Origin of the sequence: Haloarchaeobius baliensis (genome assembly GCF_052060055.1) — an archaeon.
Classification (GTDB): domain Archaea; phylum Halobacteriota; class Halobacteria; order Halobacteriales; family Natrialbaceae; genus Haloarchaeobius; species Haloarchaeobius baliensis.
Window position 1 is genome coordinate 59232 of record NZ_JBPPFR010000002.1, and the last position, 20018, is coordinate 79249.

A 20018-nucleotide genomic window follows, 5' to 3' on the forward strand; every position below is an offset into this window, starting at 1 on the left:
TCTATCGATGGACCGTCGGGTCGCGCTTCTCACAGTCGTGCTCGTCTCGCTCGTCGCCGCGCCCGCGGGGACGCCGATGGCCGGACCGTCCGACCCGGCGACGACCGGTGCGTCCGGGTCGGCGTCGGACGCAATCGCGACGAACGACCGCGTTCACGCGGCTTCACAGCAGTCCGTTCCGACGATCACGCGGGCGCTCACGCTCCACCTGACGCCTGACCGGCCGGGCGAGATACGGGCGGTGGTCAGCTTCGACGTCCCCGAGGAGGTGACCGAACTCCGCCTCCAGCTGCAGTCGAACGCGGACGTCCGGTCGACCGAGCACTTCGAGCGCGACGGTGACCGGGAGTACGCCTGGACCGGCGAGGGCTCGGGTGGCTCGGTGACGTTCACCTACGACGCGAACGAGACCAGCGACACCGGCGGGCGTGCGGCGCTCGCCGAGGGGCTGGGCGCCACCGACGGCGTGCAGGCGGCGGAGTACGCCTTCGCCGACACGGGCGACTGGGCGATCACCCGCGTGCCGGGGCTGGGCAGCTCGTGGCGCTGGCGCGGGGCGGACGACATCGACCTCGAGAAGCGGGTCACGGTCGCCGGCGAGGGGACGACGGGCGGCTACATGGCCTACCTCGGGCCGATGCGGACCTACAGTGAGACCGTCGAGGGCCAGGAGATCACGCTCGCGGTGCCCGACGCCGCGGAGATGCGCGAGTCGCCCGAGGCCGTGCTGGCGAGTCTCGTGAACGCGAGCGAGCGGCTCCGGGTGGGCCAGCGCGACGAGACGGCGCTCGTCATCGCCGCACCGCGGGCTGTCGACTGGTCCTCGGCGGGGCTGCAGTACGGCGACACCGACGCGTGGGTCGTCGCCGACGCGCGGCTCGACCGGGCGAACAACGTCTGGCTCCACGAGTACGTCCACACGAGACAGGAGTTCCGGACGAACCGCTCGGGGCGCTGGCTCACCGAGGCGTCGGCTGACTACTACGCCGCGCTGCTGGCCTACGAGCAGGGCCACGTCGGCTTCGACGCGTTCCGCGAGAAGCTCGACAGTGGCGCGGAGGACCCGCAGTCGACGGCGGTGCTCGCCGAGCCGGCGACGTGGAGCAACAGCGCGAACTACCTCAAGGGGGCGCTCGTCACGGGCGCCATCGACCGTCGGCTCCGGGGTGCGACCGACGGCGAGGCGACGTTCCAGCGGGTGTGGCGCCGGCTGAACGGTCAGGAGGACCGGGTCGACAACAGCGACATCCTGGCGGCGGTCGAGGCGGTCTCCGGGTCGGAGACGCGCTCGTACGCCGACCGGTACACGACCGGGTCCGGCACGCCGGACTCCTGGTCGCGGGAGACCCACTCGGAGCTGTTCGGGCCGGTGCCGGCCTCGTTCGCGTACATGCTCGGTGACGGGTCGCCGGCTGTCGCGGGGCCGTACCGGAACGCGACCGTCAGCATGTCGCCGACGCTGGCGGTCGGTGAGACGCTCGAGATCGAGGCGACCGTCGAGAACGTCGGCGGGGGCGTCGGGAGCTACGGAACGGAGCTCGTCGTCGACGGGACGGTCGAGGCGACCGAATCCGGGGAGCTCGAACCGGGCGAGACCGAGACGATCGCGTTCGAACGGTCGTTCGACGAGGCCGGCACCTACGACGTGCAGGTCGCCAACCGCGAGCTGACCGTGACCGTGCGCGAGCCGGCGACGCCCCGCGTGACGGGTGTCGAGGCGCCAGAGTCGGTGACGGTCGGCGAGGCGTTCACCGTCCGGGCGACCGTCGACAACGAGGCGGCCTGGCCCGCCGCGGGCGAGGTGTCGCTGTCGCTCGACGGGGAGGAGAGCCGCACCGACAGCGTCAGGCTCCCGCCGTCGAGCCGACTCACGTACACCGGGACGGTGACCATCAGCGAGGCCGGCGAGCACGTCGTCCGCGTCGGCGGCGAGCAGGTGACCGTCACGGCCGTCGAACCGGAGACGACCGCCGGGAGTGGCGGTGACGCGGCGAACGGCGGGGATGGCGGCAGCACCGACAGCGTGGGCGGTGGCTCACTGCCGATGCCCGGCTTCGGGATGGCCGCCGCGGTTGGCGCGCTGGTCGGCCTGCTCGCCGGAGCCGGGCTGCTGCGCCGGTAGTCGGGCATCGGCGGGAGACCGGCGGCGGCTCCCTGCTACTCCCGGAGCGCCACGACGTTCTCGATGTCGTTCCCGGGGCGGATGGGCTCCCTGTCGACGATGTCGTAGCCCATCGCCTCGAGTTCGGTCACGACCTCGTCGACCGGACAGCCGAGGTGCGGGTGCGCCTCCACGGTCAGCAGTCGGGGACGGAACCGGAGGTCCCGGAGTATCTCCAGTTCGGCGCCCTCGCAGTCGAGGTCGAGCACGTCGCACTCGGGGAGGGCTGTCGGGGCGACGACGTCACCGGACGGGTCGCCGAAGATGCGCTCGCTGGTGTCCGAGACGGAGCCGACGGCGGCGTGTTCGACGGTCACGAGGTCTGCGACGCGGTTCACCTCGACCGCCCGCCGGAGGTAGCCGAGCATCTTCTCGCTGGGTTCGTAGACGGTCACCGCGCCCTCGAAGTGGGTCATCCGGGCGGCGACGACAGCGGTCACACCCCAGCCGCCACCGACGACGACCACACGGTCGCCGCGGTGGACGTGCCTGCGGAGCGCGTCGACCACGCGGCCCTCGTGATTCGGGTACAGGTCGCGGTCCGCCTCGAGCTCCTCGCTCGGGACGGCGACGCCGTTCAGGACGAGTGTGCGGTCCTCTGGCTCCTCGGTCGCGTCGAGCATGGCACGGGCTACCCGACGTACCCACTTCCCGGTTGTTGTGAAACGATAACAGAGAGCATCCACACCGCCCGCGTCGCGCCGACTCTACGCGAACTCGACGGTCAGCTCGCAGTGCCCGTCGCCGTCGTGCATGCAGGCGCCCTCGGAGATGGTGACCGCGTCGTCGAAGTCGTCGGCGATGCCCTCGATGATGCCCTTCGCGAGGTGGCAGAGCCGACGCTCGGACTGGTACTGGACGATGTAGGTGTCCTCGCTGATGCGGTCGGTCGAGATCGTCGGCAGTTCGGCGTCCTTGTCGCCGGTCTCGATCTGCCGGTAGATGCCCTCGAGATTGGCGACGACCTCCTTCGTCCCCCAGCCGCGCTTGACGTGCGCCTTGAACGTGTTGAGCAGCTCCGGCGCGAGATAGGCGCCCACGTTGCGCTGGACGACCGCCTCCGCGGTGCCCGTCTGTTCGGCGACGACCGCGATCGCGCCCGTGAACTCCTCGTCCGGGTATCGAGACACCGGGAGGTAGAGCTTCGGCTCGATGCCGGCCGCCTCCAGTACCTCGTCCCAGGTCGTCCCCGGCACGTGCTCCCCGACGTACCCCTTCAGTGATTTATGTAGTATCCCGTGCATGGCCACACCACCGCCCCGTCAAGGGCTACGTACTGTACGAACGAGACGAGGTATAAAGAATCCGTGTTTTTATTCCGATATTTCGTCCGCGACAATCGGTGCCACGGAGACCGCGCTGACCGGGCGTTCGAGCGTGTCGGTGCCGAAGACGGCCTCGACGCCGGCCCGGGCGAGCTTCGTCGGTGCGTTCCGGGCGAGCAGCGGATGGACCGTCGTGACGTACACCCGGGCCGCGTCGCGCTCGTTCAGCACGCCGATGGACTCGCTCATCGTCGACCCGGTGGCGACGATGTCGTCGACGACGACCACGTCCCGGCCGGCGACGGCGGCATCGCTCGGCGTCACCTCGACCTCGGTGCCCGAGCGCCGGACCTTCTCGAAGTAGTCCGTCTCGCCGCGGCCGTAGGCGTCCCGGACCGACGCGGCGAGGTCACAGGCCCCCTCGTCCGGCGCGAGGAAGAGCGGCTCGGACAGGTCGTCGGGCAGCGGCTCGGCCAGCCGCGGCGCGGCGTCGAGCGCGACCGCCGGCGGGTCGAAGAACTCGCAGACGCCCTCCTCGTGGGGATTGACCGTCAGCACCCGGTCCGCGCCGGTCGAGATGGCTCGCGCGACGGCCCGCGAGGAGACCGGCTCGCCCGGGTTGAACGCCTCGTCCTGCCGCGCGTAGCCCATGTACGGCAGTACGGTGACGACCTCGCTCGCGCCCGCCTCGCGGGCGGCGTCCTGCAACTGGAGCAGTTCCACGAACGCGTCGCTCGTCGCCGTCGAGGCGACCACGATCGCACGCTCCGGTGTCACGTCGCCGAGCCGGACCAGCAGCTCCCCGTCCGGGAACCGCTCGTACTCGACGGGCGCGATGGGCTCGCCGAGTTCGGCCGCGAGTTCGGCCGCCAGCGACTGGGAGGCCGAGCCTGGGAGTATCATGTGGGAGTGCTCGCCGGCCTGCCTAATTCCACTTTCGTTACGGCGGGAATCTCGAGTGTGCGGTTCGGATGGCGGTTCGACTATTCTCGGGAGAACTGAGAACGGCTCGAAGGTCCGGTCTATCGTGGGAGCTGTTGGTAACGAGAACAGCCAGAAAGCCCCTGCCTGCTCGGCTCCCGGGACTCGCTGCGCTCCTCGTGCCTGCGGTGCTTGCGTCGTCCGGGTTCGCCGAGCAGGCATCCCCTTTCAGTCCCACCCAGCAACCGCACCGCACCTCGCGCCTCCCCAGCCGATTGCGCTCCTCAGTCGCTAGCGCTCCCTGCGGTGCTCATCCCTCGCACGAGTGCGGCTCGCGGCCTGGCGAGACTCCTCCGTCGTCTCGCTGCCCTCCGCTCGCAAGCTCGCGGAGACCTCGCTTGCGCTCGGCACGCTCGCCAGCCGCGCGCCTGCCGGCTGGTTCGAAACTGTCGACAGAATCAGAGAGGCCCCTCAATTCGGCCCGACGGTCGCCACACCGGCAACGTCGGGCACCCCGAGCGACTGCGAGCGCCAGCCGTCGTCGGCCGCCGCGAACACCCGGCCCTCGCCGGTCACGAGGTACGTCGTCCGGTCGTAGGCGACGCCCACCACCGTGCCCTCGGGCTGGTCCGGATACGTCAACCACTCCCCGGCCGAGAGCGCGACGAGTTCGCCGTCGACGACGGCGTGGGCGCGCTCCGGTTCGTCGGCGTCCGCGGTGCCCGTCTCGCCGCCGTCGCTTTCCACGACGGTCGCGTCGCCCGTCAGCTCGTCCAGCCAGCCGTTGCCCAGCCGGTAGAGGCCGTCCCCGGTGGCGGCTCGCGGGGTGCCGGTCGCGCTCACGTCGTGGGCGTCGTCGAGGCCCACGTGGGTGAGGCTGGTGCCGACGCGGTAGACGCCGTCCTCGGCCGCACAGAGCTCGCTGGAGAGGGCGCGAACCTCCGCGTCGACGGAGCCACAGCCGGTCCAGTCGCCGTCGGCATCGCCGCCACCGACCGCCAGCCGCGAGAGGTCACCTTCGGGGCTCGCCGCCAGAATCTCGGGGCCGTCGACCACGGAGACCGCGACCGCCCCGCCGTGGCCGGTTGCCTCGAACTCGCCGACGTGGGTGTCCTCCCCACCCGAGCCGACCCGGCCGACCAGCACGTCCTCGTCCGTCGCCACCGCCACGACGCCGTCGCGGGCGGCCACGTCGTACGCCGCGCCCCGGGTCGCCAGCTCGAAGCCGCCGACGCGCTCGTCCACCACGTCGACCGCGACGCAGCCGACCCCCGAGGCGACGTACAGCGTCGCCTTGCGCTCGTCGCCGTCGTAGACCCGCTTCTCGTCGAGGCTGATGTCCTTCTCGGCGCTCATACTCGGGGATGGGTGCGCCGGGGTCGAAAACGATGCGGTCGACGCGTCGAGCCCGGTCAGCTTCGGAATCCATTTGACGCCACCGCACCCAGACGCACCTGAATGAAGGTATTCGGTTCCAGCGGGACACGCGGCGTCGCCAACGAGGCGTTGACGCCGACGTTCGTCCTCCGCGTGGCCAAGGCGGCCGGCACGGCCTGGGGTGCCGACCGGGTCGCCATCGCGCGGGACACACGGGCGACCGGCGAGATGCTCGCCGACGCGGCGGCTGCGGGGCTCACCAGCGTCGGGGTCGACGTGGACCGCCTCGGGCGCGTCCCGACGCCGGGCACGCAGGCCTACGCCGAGAGCGAGGGCATCCCGGCGATGATGATAACGGCCAGCCACAACCCGGCGGAGTACAACGGCGTCAAGCTCGTCGGCGACGACGGCGTCGAACTCGCCGTTCCCGACCTCGAACGTGTCGAGGACATCTTCCTCGGCGAGACGTTCGAACACGCCTCGTGGGACGCGGTCGGCCGGAGCCGCCGTGTCGAGGACGCCACGGACCGCTACGTCGACCGCGTGCTCGCTGCGGTCGACCGCGAGACCATCGCCGACGCCGAACTGACGGTCGCGCTCGACCCCGGCCACGGCGCTGGCGCGCTCACCTCGCCCGAGTTCTTCCGGCGACTCGGCTGTCGCGTCGTCACGGTCAACGCACAGCCCGACGGCCACTTCCCGGGGCGCGACCCCGAGCCCGTCCCGGAGAACCTCGGCGACCTCGGCGACCTCGTCCGCGCGACCGACGCCGACGTCGGCATCGCACACGACGGCGACGCCGACCGGGCCATCTTCTACGACGAGAACGGCACGTACGTCGAGGGCGACGCCACGCTCGCCGCGCTCGCCGCCGCCGAACTCGACGCCTCGGACGTGACCGTCTCCGCGGTGAACGTCTCCCAGCGGCTCGTCGACGTCGTCGAGGAGACTGGCGCACAGCTCGAGCTGACACCCATCGGCTCGACGAACATCATCACCCGCGTCCGCGAGCTCCTCGCCGAGGGGGAGCACGTCCCGCTCGCCGGCGAGGGCAACGGGGGCATCTTCTTCCCGGACTACCACATCGCCCGCGACGGGGCCTACACCGCCGCGCGGTTCCTCGAACTGCTCGCCGACGCACCCGTCAGCGAGGTCGTCGCACCCTACGGCGGCTACCACAACGTCCGCCGGAACGTCGAGTACGAGACGGAGGCGGAACGGACCGCGATGCTCGCGGCCGCCGAGGAGCGCGCCGGGAACGCGGACGCCGAGCTCGACACGAAGGACGGCTACCGGCTCGACTACGGCGACGCGTGGCTGCTCGCGCGCCCCTCCGGGACGGAACCGCTCGTACGCGTCTACGCCGAGGCACACGACGCAGCCCGCGCGAACGACCTCGCCGACGGCATGTACGAGGCGCTCCTCGCGGCGAAGGAGTCCGCCTGAGTCAGTCCTCCCTCAGTACCACCAGTCGTCCCACCAGTCGTCCTCGTCGCCGGTCCGCTGTCGGACGTCCACGTCGACCGCACCCTGGAGCTCCAGCAGCGCGAGCCGTCCCGCGTAGCGGAACTCGGTGCGCCCGCGGACCCGCGTGCTGATGGTCTCGTTCGGCCCGTAAGTCTCCGTCCGGGTGCCGCGGCGGCCGATGCTCCGCCCGGTGAACCGGACCCGGAAGCGGGCGTCGTCGTCGCGCGAGGTCAGCACGAGCCGGCTGGGGCGCCGGCCGTCGTGGTCGTCGTCGTCGTCGTCGTCATCGTCGTGGTCGCCGTCGTAGTCCCGTGGGTCGATGCGGTGGCCGTCGAGCGTGATGCGCGGCGGCTCGTCGCAGTCCCACCGGATGCGTCTGATCTCGCCGTCGATGTCGAACCGGTCCGTCCCGTGCGGGTCGGTGATGCTGATGATGCGCCCGTCGACCGCCGAGTCGCGTCCGGCGTGGCTGCGGCCACCGGGGAGGCTCACCTCGCCGTCGACGAGGACCTCCGTCCGACACACCTCGTCGGTCCGGTTCTGGATGACGAGCCGCTGTTTGTCCGTGTTCCGTCGGTCGCGGCCGTACTCGTTCGCGGCACCGGGGGTCGCGCCGAGCCCGAGTGCGCCGGCCGCCCCGATCAGCTTGAGTGCAGTTCTTCGACGCATGATCGTGGCTACGCTCGGCTGAGATGAAACCATTATTACCAATCAGAGTCCAGAAAAGTACTGGCCGGTGACGGTCGCTTCTGGAAGCCGCTACGCGTCGTCGAGCGCCGTCTGCAGCTCGTCCCGTTCCGACCGCAGCCGCTCGATCTCCTCCGTGACCGAGCCCGAGGCCAGCCGCTCGCGCCCCTCGGCGTCGAGCTCGTCGAGCGCGACCGCCGCCGTCCGCAGGCGCTCGTACTCGTCGTCCCAGGTCAGCTCGCGCACCGTCCGCAGCGTCGCGACCACGTCCTCGTCGGCGATCCGCGAGACCAGCGTGATGCGCTCCTCGCACTGCCGACGAAGCGCCGCCGCGGGACCGGGCGGCCAGTCGAGCTGGAGCGCCGAGCCGTCGAGCCGGTCGAGGTACGTCTGTCGGGTCGCCACCGCCCGCTTCAGCGCGGTCGGGTCCTCGACGTAGTGGTCGAGCTTCGACCGCGAGTAGTCCGCGAGCTCGAGCAGTCGTGGGACCGTCTCCGTGCCGGCCTCGTGCGACTCGACGTACTCCACGAGGTCGGCCGGTGGCGCCTGGACGTCCACCAGCGGGTAGTGCGCCGCGCTCGCCGCGAACTCCAGCAGCTCGCGCGCGCTCACGTCGGTCCGGTACGCCGTGAACGCAGCGACGACCGCGTCGTCGTACTCCTCGATCGGCCCCCTGAGCCGCTCGACCGGCGCGTCGAGGTCCGCCTCGCCGAGTTCGAGCAGTCGCTCGCGCTCCGCGATGGCGTCCTCGAGCGCCTGCAGCCGGCGCTTGGCCTCGCGCTCGGCCTCCCGCAGCTCCGCGTGGGCCTCGCGCTCGCGCGCCAGCACGTCGGCCAGCTCCGCCGCCGGACCGAGCGCCTGCCGGGCCGACGCGAAGTCCGACTCCGAGAGCCGGCGCTGGTCGACCACGTCGAGCGCCTCCTCGAACGCCTCGCTGCGCGGCAGGTCGTCGTCGAGCCCCTCGACGGTCGTCGCGAACTCGTCCTGGAACTGCACGAAGGACTTGAAGTCCCCGGTGCCGGTCGCCGTCTCCTCGTACCGGTCCAGCAGCTCAGTCGCCGTCTCGTGTGCCGATTCGACCGTCTCGAGCTCGTCCCGTCCGTGACGCTCGACCGCCGCCTCGGCCGACGCCACCGCCTCGCGCGCCTGTCGCAGGCGCTCGACCGCCTCACTCATACACGTCGTCGGGGTCGAACACCCGTTCGCCGACCGTCTCCCCCTCGACGGTCCGGTAGAAGCACGACCGATACCCCGTGTGGCACGCGCCGCCCTCCTGTGCGACCCGGTAGAGGAGCGCGTCGCCGTCGCAGTCCAGCCGGACCGACTCGACGGCCTGCGTGTGCCCGCTCGTCGCGCCCTTCTCCCACAGCTCGTCGCGCGACCGCGAGTAGTAGTGCGCCCGCCCCGTGTCGACGGTGCGCTCGACCGCCTCCTCGTTCGCGTAGGCGAGCATCAACACCTCCCCGGAATCGACGTCCTGCGCGACGACCGGGATCAGGCCGTCGTCGCCGAAGTCGAGTTCGGACAGCGCATCTGTCATTGTCGGAGCCTCGGCCGTGGCGGATATGGGTCTTTTCCTGTGGGTAGTTCGGGGTCGATTCGGGACTCCGAGGGCCTCACCGAACGCACGACCGCCAGACGACAGGGCCACTCCGGTCGGTACTGACCAGTTACAGACCAGTTTGCGTCCACCGTGTCTCGACCCGAAATGAAGGGGTCGGGGATCGGCAAAAACACACAGCACGCACCCACTGGCGGGAAACCTTCTTGAGCAACCGAACAGACCCCACACGTATGGAGGACTGCATCTTCTGTCAGATCGTCGCGGGCGACATCCCGAGCCGCACCGTCTACGAGGACGAGCACGCGTTCGCGTTCCTCGACGTGAACCCGCTGGCGCCGGGGCACACGCTGGTCATCCCGAAGTCGCACCACGAGACGCTGGGGGACCTGCCCGCCGAGGAGAGCGCGGCGCTGGCGGCGGCGGTCCACGAGGTCGCGCCGGCGGTGGAGGCAGGGATGGACGCCGACGCGACGACGGTGGCGTGCAACAACGGCGAGGCGGCCGGCCAGGAGGTGCCCCACGTCCACTACCACGTCGTGCCGCGCTACGAGGGCGACGGCTACGGGCCCATCCACGCGCTGTTCGACGGCCCGACGGACGTGAGCGACGACGAGCTCGACGACATCGCCGACGACATCGGGGCCGCACTCGACTGACCGGGTGGATTCGGACATTTTTTAACCCGTACCGGACGAGGAATTTGTATGTTCGAACATGACCGGTCGGCGGCCGTCGTCGGCGTCGCCGGCGGTGCCGGGGCGACGCGACTCACGGTCGAGCTGGCGACGACGCTGGCACGGGACGGACGGGACGTGGCGGTGTTCGACGCGGCGTTCGCCACGCAGGGGCTGAGCCAGTACGTCCACGGGCGCATCGACGCGGACCTCACGCGGCTGCTCACCGACGCGGACGTGACGCCGGAACAGGCGATGGTGGACCTGCGGGTGGACACGCCGGGCGACGTCAGCGTCTGCCCGACGTACGCGCCGTTCGAGCGCATCGCCCGGGCGAAGTCGGGGGCGGCGGCCGAGCGCTTCGGGCAGGAGCTCCGGGACGCGACGGTCGCGTACGACCACGTGCTCGTGGACACGCCACCGGTGGCGGACAACCCCTCCATCGCGGCGGTCAACGCGACGGACAACGTCGCCTGCATCGTGCCGTCCTCGAAGCGCGGGGTGGACACGTTCGCCCGTGCCCGGGACCGGCTGGCCGACATCGGCGTCGAGCCGCACCGCGTCGTCGCCAACCGCGCCGCAGAGCCGGCGACGACGGACTCCACCCCCGTCGAGTCCGCCGACGTCGCCGTCCCGGAGAGCCAGGTGGGCGGGGTCGCGGGCGCCCCGGTCTGTGTCGACGGCGCGACGGGACCGTTCGCCCGTAGCGTCGCCACCACGGCCGAGGCCGTCTTCGACACACAGCTCGACGTGGACTTCCCGAAGGAGGGACTGCGGACCCGCCTCTCGTCACGCTTCTGAGAGACGAAAAAATTTTACGGGAAGTTACATATCTGTTCTCGTATGGCAGCAGAACCCGCTCGCACGACCGACGTCGGGACCGTCGGCGTGCTCTCGCGTGCGGCCGACGCCCTCTCGGCCGACCCTCGCATCCTCCTCGCCGGCGTCGCGGTGGTGGCGCTGGGGTTCGTCCCCTACGTCTCGAACGTCACCACACCACTCATCGGCGGCCTCGCGGTGGTGCTGACCCACCAGGCGCTCGCCGGAGCGCCCGCCACGGACCGGAGCTACCTCCGCCGCACCCTCTCGGCCATCGGCGCGACCATCGTCGTCGCCATCATCGCCGTCTCGATCGTCCTCGCCGGCTTCATGCTCGTCGGAATCGTCGCCGTCGCCGGCTTCGTCTTCCCACCGTTGCTGGTGCTCGCCGTCCTCGTCGGCGTCGTCGGCGTCGTCATCCCCGTGCTGTACGTGGCGCTGCGTCTCCACCTCGCGTTCCCCGCCGCGTTCCTCGACGGTGAGACGGCGACCGACGCGGTGCGCCGGAGCTGGGACCGTGCCGGCGGCAACGTCTGGACGGTGTTCGGCGTCCAGCTCGTCACCGGGCTCCTCTCGGCTGTCGGCGCGTTCCTCATCGCGTACGCCTTCGGCATCCCGTTCCCCGGCACCGTCGAGACCGGCAGCGTGTTCGGCTCCTCGGCGGAGAGCCGGGAGCTCGTCTCGCAGTCCGCGATGGTGCTCCGGTACACCGCCGTCGGCTCGTCGACCGTCTCGGCGACAATCCCCGGCCCCGAGTTCCTGCTCGGGTACTCCATCGTCGGCGGGCTGTTCACCGCGCTCAACTACAGCTCGCAGGCGGTGATGTACCGGCTGTTCGACGACGAGGGCGTCGAGACGCCGATGACGGCCTGAACCGTATCACAGAAAGTCGTCCGTCCCGCTCATCGTCTCCGCGAGCGCGTCGCGTTTCGCGACCGAGGCGTCGTCCGACCGCGAAAAAGCGTCCGCGACCACGTCCTCTGCACCGGGGAGTGGCTCGTGGCTCTCGACGAACGCCGCCAGCGCGAACTCGCGCTCGTTCGCGCCGCTGAGTGCTCTGGCGTCGACCCGCGAGAGCTCGCCGGCGAGCCAGTCACGCACCAGCTCGCGGCCCTGCGGTGAGACGGGCGAGACGCCCTCGAGCCCGAGCAGGTGGAGCACCTTCGCGGCCGTCGTCGGTGCGACACCGGCCTCGTGGCCGGCCGCGTCGACGGCGCTCCCACCGACGTAGGCGTCGACGACGGCCGCGGCGGCCTCGACCGAACACGGCAGGTCGTCGGCGTAGTCGGCGAGTCGTTCGGGCAGGTCGCCCGCGGTCCCGTCGGCGACGGCGACGCCGCGGTCGCGCTGCTCCGTCGTCACACACAAGCCCTCGGCGATGTCCGCCAGCCCCATAGCTATCGGTTCGTGCGCGACTGAATAAAAGGGTGCGGGTCGAGCGCCAGCAGGCGCCGCAGTCCGGGGAGTCTACCCACCGGTCACCGGTCGGTTAGGGGCGCCGTCTCACCCGGTTCCATCCACCAGCCACACCCGTTTAAATAACCGGTCGGGACGAACCTTCAGGTATGAGCAAGGCTCAGACGAGTTGTCCCGAATGCAGCGGTCACCTCCAGCGCGAGCGCGACGAGACGGTCTGTAGCGAGTGCGGCCTGGTCGTCGGCGCCGACCGCATCGACCACGGGCCGGAGTGGCGCTCGACCAGCGAGGGCGAATCGTCGAAGAAACGCACCGGTGCCCCGCTCACGCGCTCTCGGCACGACCGCGGACTCTCCACCGAGATCGGCTACGGGCGCGGTGAGACGACGCGGCTGACCGGCCGGAAGCGCCGTTCCGTTGCCCGGATGCGCCGCCAGCACAACCGCGCACGCACCGGCTCGAAGCGAGAGCGCAACAAGGTGTATGCCTTCACCGAGATCCGCCGCGTCGTCGGCGCCCTGTCGCTCCCGGCTCACGTCCGCGACCAGGCGTGTACGCTGTTCGAGTCCGCCCAGAACGAGGACCTGCTCCAGGGCCGGTCGCTGGAGGGGTTCGCCGCCGCGACGGTGTACGCCGTCTGCCGCGTGCAGAACATCTCGCGCACCATCGAGGAGGTGGTCGAGCCGTCACGTGCGACCGCGAACGAGCTGAAGGCCGCGTACGACGCACTCAACCGCGAGCTCGGGCTGCCGACCGGCCCCATCGACCCTCGCGAGTACCTCGCACGCTACGCGACCGAGCTCGGCCTCCCGACGGCGGTCGAGTCCCGTGCCCGCGAGCTGGCCGGCGAGGCGGTCGAGGACGGCACCGCGTCGGGTCGCAATCCGGGCGGCTTCGCCGCGGCGTGTCTCTACCTCGCCGCGCGGGAGCACGGCCGCGACCTCACCCAGGCGGCCGCCGCCGACGTCGCCGACGTGTCGTCTGTCACCGTCCGGTCCGGGTTCTACGCGCTCCGCGACGAGGCGGTGTGATCGCCGCCGCGAGCGCACGGAACGACTCGGCGGCGGTCGAGTCGGGCACCGTCGCCGTCACCGGCTGGCCCGTCGCCGTCGCCCGGGCGAGTGCGTCGGACTCCGGCACCGTCGTCACCGGCGCGCCGAGCGCCCGCTCGACGGCCGCACGCGGCGGGTTCGTCCCCGTCCGGTTCAGCACGACCTGCGCCAGTCCGGCGTCGAGCTCCCGGGCCAGCGCCCGCGTCCGCAGCGCGTCTGGCAGCGCGAACGCGTCCGGGAGCGCCACCAGCACCGTCCGATCCGCCGCCAGCAACGGCATCCCCGCGTCGGCCGCGAGGCCAGCGGGGCAGTCCACGACCACGTCGCCGTAGGCACGTTCGACCGCCTGTACCGCGTCGACGAGTCCCCGGACGTCGGCCGCCCGGGCACCGGCGAGCGACCGGCCACAGGGGAGGAGGTCGACCGGCCCCCCCTCGCGAACCGCCTCCACCGGGTCCGCCCGTCCCGCGAGCACGTCGTGGAGGTCCGGGCCCGTACCGCCGGGGAGGTCTGCCATCCCGAGGTCGCCGTCGACGACGACCGCGTCGGCCACCGCACCGAGATTGTACGCGACCGTCGACTTGCCGACGCCGCCCTTCCCGCCGGTCACGGCGACCCTCATCGCCGCCCCTCCTCGGCCGCCGCCCCGTTCTCGGCCGTCACCGTCCCGTTCTCGGCCGTCACCGTCCCGTTCTCGGCCGTCACCGTCCCGTTCTCGGCCGCGACCGTCCCGTTCTCGGCCGCGACCGGCACCGCGTCCGCGGGCGGCGTGGGGTCGCCGAGCGCGCGGACGACGTGCTCGGGGGCCGGGTCCATCTCGGCGTTCTCACCCCTCGTGCCGTCCACCACGCCCACCGCAGCGACCGTCAGCACCGGCTCGTCGGGTGCAGCGGGGGTCGCGAAGCCGACTCCGGCTGTCCGGCCGGCGGGCACGGTCAGCGTCACCGCATCCCCGTCCCACCCCGTAGCCGGCACGCCCTGTCGCCGTGGCGGCCAGACCGGTCGACAGGCGGGTTCGAGCGTGACTCGTCGGGCGGTGTGTCCGTCGTTGTGGACCGTCGCAGCGACGAAGGTCACGCAGTCACGTCGTTCCGTCTCCACGTCGAGTTCGACCATGCCCCCTCTGGCCCCGTGTTCGGGCTTAAACCGTGAGAACAGGAGCGTCGAGTGCTGCCGCCGCGGCCCCCGCCGACCCGAACAGGTCGGCCGACAGGACGACCGGCGCTGCCACGTCGGCGAGTCTGACGACCGCGAGCGCCGCCGTCACGTCGTCACCCTCGTACGTCCCGGCCGTCTCTCCCGGGGCCGCCGCCCCCGGCATCGCCGCCAGCGCGTCCGCGAACTCGTCTTCCACCCGCTCCACGAGCCACGCACGCGCCGCCCGGCGAGCGTTCGCCAGGTCGTCCTCGACTGCGAGTCGTCGTTCCCGGGCGTCGCGGGCGTCCCTGGCTGCACGTCGAGCAGCGGCCAGTGACTCCTCCGCCGCGATGCGGTCGGTCTCCACGTCGGTCAGCTCGCGTGCGGCCTCGCGCAGCGACGCTGCCAGCTCCTCGGTCGGTTCGTCGAGCCGACGACGCTCTCGCAGCGCTCCCCGGAGCGTCGCGACGCGTTCTCTGAGCTCGGCCTCCCGGGTCCCCGCCTCCGAGACGCGCCTGCGTGCCTGCCGGCGGTCGCTGGCGGGGGTGATACTCGCCTCGACCGTCGCGAGCTCCCGCTCCAGTTCCTCGATGCGGTCCGCCTGCGGCGGTTCCAGTCCCCGTCGGCGAGCCGCCGCGGCGAGCGCGCGGCGCGTGTCGACGACGCCGTCCGTGCCGACCACGCCGACTGCCTCGTGGACCGACCCCGGCTCCGGACAGTCGACGCGGAGCGTCGGCCCGCCACCCTCCGTGCTGGCGCCGGTGCCGACGGCGCCGTCGGACCGGACCGCACGCAGCACCGTCTCGGCAGTCAGTCCCCGGTTCCGGAGGTCGATCGCGGAGCCCGTCGCCGTCCACGCACCGTAGACGACCTTCACAGCTCCCGTGCCCGCATCTCGCCGGGCGATGGATGGTCGGTTCCGGTCGCGAACCGCTCGTACGGCGTGTACGGCGAGTCCCGCTCCTCGTACGCCGCCGCCGCCGCACGGACGCGCTCGTAGGTCGGTTCGAACTCGTTCAGGGGCTCGGTCCGCTCGACCTGCACGTCGCCGCCGTGTTTCGCCCGGAGCCGCAGCGCACAGAACGCGCCGAACTCGCTCCGGTCGAACAGCGCCGCCTGCCCGAACCGCCGCACGACCGAGTCCTCGTGCGATCGGCAGACGTTCCGGAGCGTCTCCCGCGCCGCCGTCGAGTACGTGATGACGAGGAACACGTCATTTCGTGCGAAACGCGATGTAAAAAAGTCATCGGTCAGTCCGAGACACGCTCGACCGACAGCGATTCCGGGAGCCCGTCGGCGAGTTCGCGGGCCTGTGCCCGTGCCTCGTTCGGCCCCGTGGCGACGAGGACGAGTCCGTCCGTGTCCGTCTCGGTGACCCCGGCCGGCGCGACCCGGTACACCGCCAGCGACTCCCCGACGTCGAACTCGCTGACGTACGTCCGCAGGATGGTCTGAACGCGCCGTTCGAGCTCGCCCAGGTCGCAGTCGCCCTCCTCGAACGACGCCAGCGCGTCCTCGACGTTCCGGAGCGCGGAGATTCGGTCCATCAGGTCGTCCGCAGGTGGTCGGTGCGGGGCTCGTACACCTCGCCCTTCTGTTTGAGCTTCTCGATCTCGTGCTCGGCCTTCGAGGGGTCCATCCCGATCTCGTCGGCCCGGTCGAGCACCACGTCGACCGGCGCGCCGTCGTCGTAGTCCTCCTCGATGTCGCCGATGAGCTGCTTGAGGTTCTTGATGCGGTCGCGCTGGGTCTTCGACGTGCCCGTCTCGACCACGTCCGCGTCGAACTCGCCCGTCTCCGGGTCCACGCCGATGTCCTTCAGGCAGTCCCGCACGATGGTGATGGCCCGGTCCGCGTCGGACTCCTCGACCGTATCGGAGAGCCGCACCCGCGCCGACGCCTCCGCCAGCCGCACCAGTGCTTCCAGCTGGCGCGCGGTCACTGGTACCGGCGCGTCCTCCTCCATCCCCTTCGAGCGCAGGTCCACGTAGAACTGCTCGATGGCACCGCGTGCGTCCTCCGTCATCCGGGGATAGCAGTTCTGCTTCGAGTACGCGATGTACTTCCGCATCAGCTCGGGGTCGATGACCGGGTCCACCGTGTCGGTCATCTCGTCGATCTCCGCCTGGTCCACGCCGACGTTCGTCAGCTCCATCTTCTGCGTGTTCAGCTCCCCTGCGTAGTTCGTCGTCAGGATGTGCTCCGCCAGATCGCGGTCGTGCTCCTCGTCGGGCTGGTCGGTCACCGTGAAGATGAGGTCGAACCGCGAGATGAGCGCCGGCTCCAGGTCGATCTGCTCGCTGATGGGCTCGTACTGGTCGAACCGCCCGTACTTCGGGTTCGCCGCCCCGAGCAGCGAACACCGTGACTTCAGCGTCGCGTTGATGCCCGCCTTCGACACCGAGATCTCCTGTTGCTCCAGCGCCTGGTGCATCGCCGACCGGTCGTCCGGGTTCATCTTGTCCAGCTCGTCCACCGCCGCGATGCCCTGGTCCGCCAGCACGAGCGCGCCAGCTTCGAGGGTCCACTGCTGGCCGTCGCCGAAGTCGTCGCGAACGGCGGCAGCGGTCAGACCGGCCGAGCTGGAGCCCTTGCCGGAGGTGTAGACGGAGCGAGGAGCGATATGTCGGATATATGATAGCATCTGCGACTTACCCGTGCCAGGGTCCCCTATCAGCAGCATATGCAGGTCGCCACGAATCCGCGACTCGTCGGGGAGGAACTTCGTGACGCCGGAGAACAGCTGGAGGATCATCGCGAGCTTCTCCTGGTCGTAGCCGAAGATCGAGGGCGCGATGGAGCCGACCATCTGCTCGTAGATGTCGGGCTCGTTCGAGAGCGCGACGATCTCCTCCTTGTCGGCCTCGGAGATCTCCATGTCCTCGAACTGCTCCTGGTCGATGCGCACCGAGACGCCCTCGAGGTAGTGGTCGAACAGGGGCGTCTTCTCCTGCTGGTTGCCCTGCTGTTCGAGCCGGAGGATGCCGGTGGCGGCGACGTGGTCGCCCGGGGTGACGTTGCCGGTGATGTCGTCCTCGATGTGGACGTCGATCGCCTGCGGCGTCTCGCCGCCGCGCAGGCCCTCCGGCGACTCCTGCACGCGGATCTTCTGGGCGTCGACGAACTCGCTCTGGTCGTGGTTCAGCAGGAACGGGCCCTGGCGCTCGCAGCCCTGGCACTCGTGGGGTTCCTGGAAGGTGCCGGTGGACTGCGGGATGCGGGTGAGGGTGCCACAGCGCTGGCACTCGAAGGCGGCGACCTGCATCTTCGACTTGACGTCGGTCGCCTTGCGGACGATGCCACGGACGGTGACGAGCGTGTTGACGTGGCGGGAACGGATCGCCCGGATCTCGGTCGCGTCGGGCAGGGGCTCGATGCGGACGTGGGCCTGCCCGAGACTGACGTCGACCGGCAGGTCGTACAGCCGCAGCGCCTCCTCGGCGTACTCCTGGAGCTGCTCGGGCTGGTTGCGGTAGTCGTCGGCCAGATCTCGATCGAACGTGAAGAGGTCGTCCCAGTCGACGTACAGCGACTTGCGTTCGCTGGGGTACTCCTGGGCGAGCCTCCCGATCTCGTCACGATAGTAGTTCCTGTAGAACTCCAGAAAGGCGTCGACGAGCTCGGCGTTGTCCCCTGCGGCCATCGGCACGGACTTAGGCCGGCATCGGGTAAGTAGCTTGGCAAAGCGAGGCGAAAGTGGTACGTGCTCCCCGCCGGAGGTGTCGGTATGCGCGACCGGCTGCGCTGGCTCACGCCGGCCGACGAGGAACGGTACCGGGACTGGGCTCGCAGGCTCGCGCCGTACGCGGTCGGGCTGGTCGTCCTCGCCGGGCTTCTCCTCGGCGTCGGCGCGTGGGTGTACTTCGACTACCTCGCGTACGGCCCGACCGAGTCGCCGTCGGCGGTCGAGTCCGAGTACGACGTGACCGTCGAGTCGGGCTACGGGGGCTACGTCGTCCGACCCGCCGACCAGCCGCCCGCCGGCGAGCGAGTCGGCCTCGTGTTCTACCCCGGTGGCCGGGTCGAGCCCGGCGCGTACGTGCACACGCTCGCGCCGCTGGCCGAACGCGGCGTCACCGTCGTCGTCCCCGGCACCCCCCTGAACCTCGCCGTGCTGGACAGCGACGCCGCCAGCCCGGTCATCGCGGGCGAGGACGGCGTCGACTCCTGGTACGTCGGTGGGCACTCGCTGGGCGGCGCGATGGCCTGCCGGTACGCGAACGGGAACCCGGGACGGGTCGACGGGCTGGTGCTGGCGGCGTCGTACTGCGACGTGGACGTCAGCGATACGGGGCTGACCACCCTCGCCATCACCGGCACCCGCGACGGCGTGCTGAATCGGGAGCGCTTCGAGTCGAACCGCCGGTTCCTCCCCGACGACGCGACGGTCGTCTCGGTCGAGGGCATGAACCACGCCCAGTTCGGCAACTACGGTACCCAGGACGGCGACGACGAGGCGACCATCTCGACGGCGACCGCGCACGAGCGGGTGGTGGCTGCGCTGGTGGAGTGGCTCTGTGCCGCGGGCGAGGCTGTCGGCTGTGGGACTCAGGCAGGTGGCCAGTTCGTGGCGAGTTCGTAGTTCTCGGCGAGTTTGGTGTCCGAGCGTACCCGGTCCGGGTCGCTCACACGGAGAGAGAACGAGTCTGCAACTTCGTCGGCATCGACCGCGTAGACGGTGTCGAGGTCGTCGCAGTAGACGAGGTAGCAGTCCGTCTCCGTCTCGTCCGGGTTGACCTTGATGCGGCCGTTCCGAAGGAACCCCGTTTCGAGCCGGAGATGTCGAAGTTCCCCGTCGAACTCGGTGACGACGTTGCGCTCGCTCCATCCGGGCCCCGGCCGCCACACGGGGTCGTCGACCGTTTCGAGTGCGTCGAGGCAGGCGACCGTGGTCGGGTCGGTCGTCCCGTGCGAGTGTTCGGTGGCCACGTCGAGCGGCCACCGCTCGTCGAACTCGAAGTCACTCGCCCAGTTGATGGTCCCGTGGTTCACCGCTGGCTCCTCGATGCGGAGTGAGATGCTCGTGTCGAACTCCTGTTCGCCGACGAGGTACAGCGTCTCCGTTTCGTAACAGTACACGACGAACACGTCGACATCGCCATCGTAGCGCTTCCGGACGTTCCCCTGCGAGTTCGTGTGGGTCGACTGGGTGCTGAACTGGACGCGGCCGTCCGCAACCCACCCCGTCTTGACCTGAATCGTGACGAGCGAGCCGTCCCGACGCTCCGCGATGAGGTCGTATCGCTCGTTGTCACCGAACGGACGGGAGACCGCGATTCCGCGTCGTTGCAGCTCGACTAGGACGATGGCTTCCGTGAGGTCGCCCTTCCGATGTGTCTCCATCGCCCTCTCTGTCTCCCGATACGATTTAGATGCGGACATCGGCCGACGAGAACTCTCGAGTGCCACCTCTGGCAAGACTCTACGAAGTGTGATTCGCTAACCCAGAACGCCAGTCAGCTTTTGAAATCGGAGGGA

General features: G+C 70.6%; 22 protein-coding genes. 7 read left to right on the forward strand and 15 right to left on the reverse strand.

What is annotated here, in order from left to right:
- Positions 1–7 precede the first annotated feature (7 nt).
- A complete protein-coding gene (locus ACSG06_RS11190) occupies positions 8–2122 on the forward strand; it encodes a CARDB domain-containing protein (RefSeq protein ID WP_440990368.1) in 2115 nt (704 codons plus the stop codon).
- A gap of 35 nt (positions 2123–2157) precedes the next feature.
- Here ACSG06_RS11190 and ACSG06_RS11195 read toward each other — a convergent pair whose 3' ends face one another.
- From ACSG06_RS11195 to ACSG06_RS11210, 4 genes are all read right to left on the reverse strand, one after another.
- Positions 2158–2784, reverse strand: coding sequence for an FkbM family methyltransferase (locus tag ACSG06_RS11195; RefSeq protein ID WP_440990369.1), 627 nt, complete (start codon positions 2782–2784; stop codon positions 2158–2160).
- An 84-nt stretch (positions 2785–2868) separates the two neighbouring features.
- Positions 2869–3405: a heme NO-binding domain-containing protein gene (locus ACSG06_RS11200; RefSeq protein WP_440990370.1), complete on the reverse strand. Its 537-nt coding sequence runs from the start codon at positions 3403–3405 to the stop codon at positions 2869–2871.
- Between the two features lie 69 nt (positions 3406–3474).
- Positions 3475–4329, reverse strand: coding sequence for a ribose-phosphate diphosphokinase (locus tag ACSG06_RS11205; protein WP_440990371.1), 855 nt, complete (start codon positions 4327–4329; stop codon positions 3475–3477).
- Positions 4330–4818: 489 nt separating this feature from the next.
- Positions 4819–5703 (reverse strand): HVO_0234 family beta-propeller protein, encoded by an 885-nt coding sequence (locus ACSG06_RS11210; RefSeq protein WP_440990372.1) that lies wholly within the window; start codon positions 5701–5703, stop codon positions 4819–4821.
- A 102-nt stretch (positions 5704–5805) separates the two neighbouring features.
- On the opposite strand from ACSG06_RS11210, the gene glmM reads away from it, so the two are divergent.
- Complete coding sequence (gene glmM, locus ACSG06_RS11215; protein ID WP_440990373.1) at positions 5806–7170, forward strand: phosphoglucosamine mutase; 1365 nt, start codon at positions 5806–5808, stop codon at positions 7168–7170.
- A gap of 12 nt (positions 7171–7182) precedes the next feature.
- Here glmM and ACSG06_RS11220 read toward each other — a convergent pair whose 3' ends face one another.
- The 3 genes from ACSG06_RS11220 to hisI all read right to left on the reverse strand — a co-directional run bounded on the left by ACSG06_RS11220 (position 7183) and on the right by hisI (position 9418).
- Entirely contained in the window at positions 7183–7860 is a 678-nt protein-coding gene (locus ACSG06_RS11220) for a hypothetical protein (protein ID WP_440990374.1), read from the reverse strand.
- Positions 7861–7950: 90 nt separating this feature from the next.
- Positions 7951–9054 (reverse strand): DUF7118 family protein, encoded by a 1104-nt coding sequence (locus ACSG06_RS11225; RefSeq protein ID WP_440990375.1) that lies wholly within the window; start codon positions 9052–9054, stop codon positions 7951–7953.
- Positions 9047–9418 (reverse strand): phosphoribosyl-AMP cyclohydrolase, encoded by a 372-nt coding sequence (gene hisI / locus ACSG06_RS11230; protein WP_440990376.1) that lies wholly within the window; start codon positions 9416–9418, stop codon positions 9047–9049. Before hisI ends, ACSG06_RS11225 begins: the two co-directional genes overlap by 8 nt.
- 254 nt (positions 9419–9672) lie before the next feature.
- Here hisI and ACSG06_RS11235 point away from each other — a divergent pair, with 254 nt between their 5' ends.
- The 3 genes from ACSG06_RS11235 to ACSG06_RS11245 are packed head-to-tail and all read left to right on the forward strand — an operon-like array spanning position 9673 to position 11808.
- Entirely contained in the window at positions 9673–10098 is a 426-nt protein-coding gene (locus tag ACSG06_RS11235; RefSeq protein WP_440990377.1) for an HIT family protein, read from the forward strand.
- Between the two features lie 48 nt (positions 10099–10146).
- Positions 10147–10917, forward strand: a complete 771-nt coding sequence (locus tag ACSG06_RS11240; protein ID WP_440990378.1) for a MinD/ParA family ATP-binding protein — start codon at positions 10147–10149, stop codon at positions 10915–10917.
- Positions 10918–10959: 42 nt separating this feature from the next.
- Positions 10960–11808, forward strand: coding sequence for a hypothetical protein (locus tag ACSG06_RS11245; protein ID WP_440990379.1), 849 nt, complete (start codon positions 10960–10962; stop codon positions 11806–11808).
- A 6-nt stretch (positions 11809–11814) separates the two neighbouring features.
- Here ACSG06_RS11245 and ACSG06_RS11250 read toward each other — a convergent pair whose 3' ends face one another.
- Positions 11815–12330, reverse strand: coding sequence for a DUF7858 family protein (locus tag ACSG06_RS11250; RefSeq protein ID WP_440990380.1), 516 nt, complete (start codon positions 12328–12330; stop codon positions 11815–11817).
- Positions 12331–12500: 170 nt separating this feature from the next.
- Here ACSG06_RS11250 and ACSG06_RS11255 point away from each other — a divergent pair, with 170 nt between their 5' ends.
- Positions 12501–13382 carry a transcription initiation factor IIB gene (locus tag ACSG06_RS11255; RefSeq protein WP_440990381.1) on the forward strand — a complete coding sequence of 294 codons (882 nt, stop codon included), beginning with the start codon at positions 12501–12503 and terminating at the stop codon, positions 13380–13382.
- On the opposite strand, the gene ACSG06_RS11260 is transcribed toward ACSG06_RS11255, so the two are convergent.
- The 6 genes from ACSG06_RS11260 to ACSG06_RS11285 are packed head-to-tail and all read right to left on the reverse strand — an operon-like array spanning position 13336 to position 18183.
- A complete protein-coding gene (locus ACSG06_RS11260; protein WP_440990382.1) occupies positions 13336–14025 on the reverse strand; it encodes a nucleotide-binding protein in 690 nt (229 codons plus the stop codon). The genes ACSG06_RS11255 and ACSG06_RS11260 overlap by 47 nt on opposite strands.
- Positions 14022–14519 carry a DUF7857 domain-containing protein gene (locus tag ACSG06_RS11265; RefSeq protein WP_440990383.1) on the reverse strand — a complete coding sequence of 166 codons (498 nt, stop codon included), beginning with the start codon at positions 14517–14519 and terminating at the stop codon, positions 14022–14024. Before ACSG06_RS11265 ends, ACSG06_RS11260 begins: the two co-directional genes overlap by 4 nt.
- Before the next feature lie 25 nt (positions 14520–14544).
- Positions 14545–15417 carry a DUF7856 family protein gene (locus tag ACSG06_RS11270; RefSeq protein WP_440990384.1) on the reverse strand — a complete coding sequence of 291 codons (873 nt, stop codon included), beginning with the start codon at positions 15415–15417 and terminating at the stop codon, positions 14545–14547.
- Entirely contained in the window at positions 15414–15752 is a 339-nt protein-coding gene (locus ACSG06_RS11275; RefSeq protein ID WP_440990385.1) for a DUF7855 family protein, read from the reverse strand. Before ACSG06_RS11275 ends, ACSG06_RS11270 begins: the two co-directional genes overlap by 4 nt.
- Before the next feature lie 38 nt (positions 15753–15790).
- Positions 15791–16087 (reverse strand): DUF7854 family protein, encoded by a 297-nt coding sequence (locus ACSG06_RS11280; protein WP_440990386.1) that lies wholly within the window; start codon positions 16085–16087, stop codon positions 15791–15793.
- Entirely contained in the window at positions 16087–18183 is a 2097-nt protein-coding gene (locus ACSG06_RS11285) for a minichromosome maintenance protein MCM (protein ID WP_440990387.1), read from the reverse strand. Before ACSG06_RS11285 ends, ACSG06_RS11280 begins: the two co-directional genes overlap by 1 nt.
- Positions 18184–18267: 84 nt before the next feature.
- On the opposite strand from ACSG06_RS11285, the gene ACSG06_RS11290 reads away from it, so the two are divergent.
- Positions 18268–19122, forward strand: coding sequence for an alpha/beta hydrolase (locus tag ACSG06_RS11290; RefSeq protein WP_440990388.1), 855 nt, complete (start codon positions 18268–18270; stop codon positions 19120–19122).
- Here the strand turns inward: ACSG06_RS11290 and ACSG06_RS11295 are convergent.
- Complete coding sequence (locus ACSG06_RS11295) at positions 19089–19883, reverse strand: group I intron-associated PD-(D/E)XK endonuclease (RefSeq protein WP_440990389.1); 795 nt, start codon at positions 19881–19883, stop codon at positions 19089–19091. The two genes, ACSG06_RS11290 and ACSG06_RS11295, sit on opposite strands and share 34 nt — an antisense overlap.
- Positions 19884–20018: the final 135 nt, after the last annotated feature.

Excerpts from the sequence above, each read along its gene's own strand:
- ACSG06_RS11190 (WP_440990368.1), top strand. The coding sequence starts at position 8 with ATGGACCGTCGGGTCGCGCTTCTCACAGTCGTGCTCGTCTCGCTCGTC.
- ACSG06_RS11195 (WP_440990369.1), bottom strand. The coding sequence starts at position 2,784 with ATGCTCGACGCGACCGAGGAGCCAGAGGACCGCACACTCGTCCTGAAC.
- ACSG06_RS11200 (WP_440990370.1), bottom strand. The coding sequence starts at position 3,405 with ATGCACGGGATACTACATAAATCACTGAAGGGGTACGTCGGGGAGCAC.
- ACSG06_RS11205 (WP_440990371.1), bottom strand. The coding sequence starts at position 4,329 with ATGATACTCCCAGGCTCGGCCTCCCAGTCGCTGGCGGCCGAACTCGCG.
- ACSG06_RS11210 (WP_440990372.1), bottom strand. The coding sequence starts at position 5,703 with ATGAGCGCCGAGAAGGACATCAGCCTCGACGAGAAGCGGGTCTACGAC.
- glmM (WP_440990373.1), top strand. The coding sequence starts at position 5,806 with ATGAAGGTATTCGGTTCCAGCGGGACACGCGGCGTCGCCAACGAGGCG.
- ACSG06_RS11220 (WP_440990374.1), bottom strand. The coding sequence starts at position 7,860 with ATGCGTCGAAGAACTGCACTCAAGCTGATCGGGGCGGCCGGCGCACTC.
- ACSG06_RS11225 (WP_440990375.1), bottom strand. The coding sequence starts at position 9,054 with ATGAGTGAGGCGGTCGAGCGCCTGCGACAGGCGCGCGAGGCGGTGGCG.
- hisI (WP_440990376.1), bottom strand. The coding sequence starts at position 9,418 with ATGACAGATGCGCTGTCCGAACTCGACTTCGGCGACGACGGCCTGATC.
- ACSG06_RS11235 (WP_440990377.1), top strand. The coding sequence starts at position 9,673 with ATGGAGGACTGCATCTTCTGTCAGATCGTCGCGGGCGACATCCCGAGC.
- ACSG06_RS11240 (WP_440990378.1), top strand. The coding sequence starts at position 10,147 with ATGTTCGAACATGACCGGTCGGCGGCCGTCGTCGGCGTCGCCGGCGGT.
- ACSG06_RS11245 (WP_440990379.1), top strand. The coding sequence starts at position 10,960 with ATGGCAGCAGAACCCGCTCGCACGACCGACGTCGGGACCGTCGGCGTG.
- ACSG06_RS11250 (WP_440990380.1), bottom strand. The coding sequence starts at position 12,330 with ATGGGGCTGGCGGACATCGCCGAGGGCTTGTGTGTGACGACGGAGCAG.
- ACSG06_RS11255 (WP_440990381.1), top strand. The coding sequence starts at position 12,501 with ATGAGCAAGGCTCAGACGAGTTGTCCCGAATGCAGCGGTCACCTCCAG.
- ACSG06_RS11260 (WP_440990382.1), bottom strand. The coding sequence starts at position 14,025 with ATGAGGGTCGCCGTGACCGGCGGGAAGGGCGGCGTCGGCAAGTCGACG.
- ACSG06_RS11265 (WP_440990383.1), bottom strand. The coding sequence starts at position 14,519 with ATGGTCGAACTCGACGTGGAGACGGAACGACGTGACTGCGTGACCTTC.
- ACSG06_RS11280 (WP_440990386.1), bottom strand. The coding sequence starts at position 16,087 with ATGGACCGAATCTCCGCGCTCCGGAACGTCGAGGACGCGCTGGCGTCG.
- ACSG06_RS11285 (WP_440990387.1), bottom strand. The coding sequence starts at position 18,183 with ATGGCCGCAGGGGACAACGCCGAGCTCGTCGACGCCTTTCTGGAGTTC.
- ACSG06_RS11290 (WP_440990388.1), top strand. The coding sequence starts at position 18,268 with ATGCGCGACCGGCTGCGCTGGCTCACGCCGGCCGACGAGGAACGGTAC.
- ACSG06_RS11295 (WP_440990389.1), bottom strand. The coding sequence starts at position 19,883 with ATGGAGACACATCGGAAGGGCGACCTCACGGAAGCCATCGTCCTAGTC.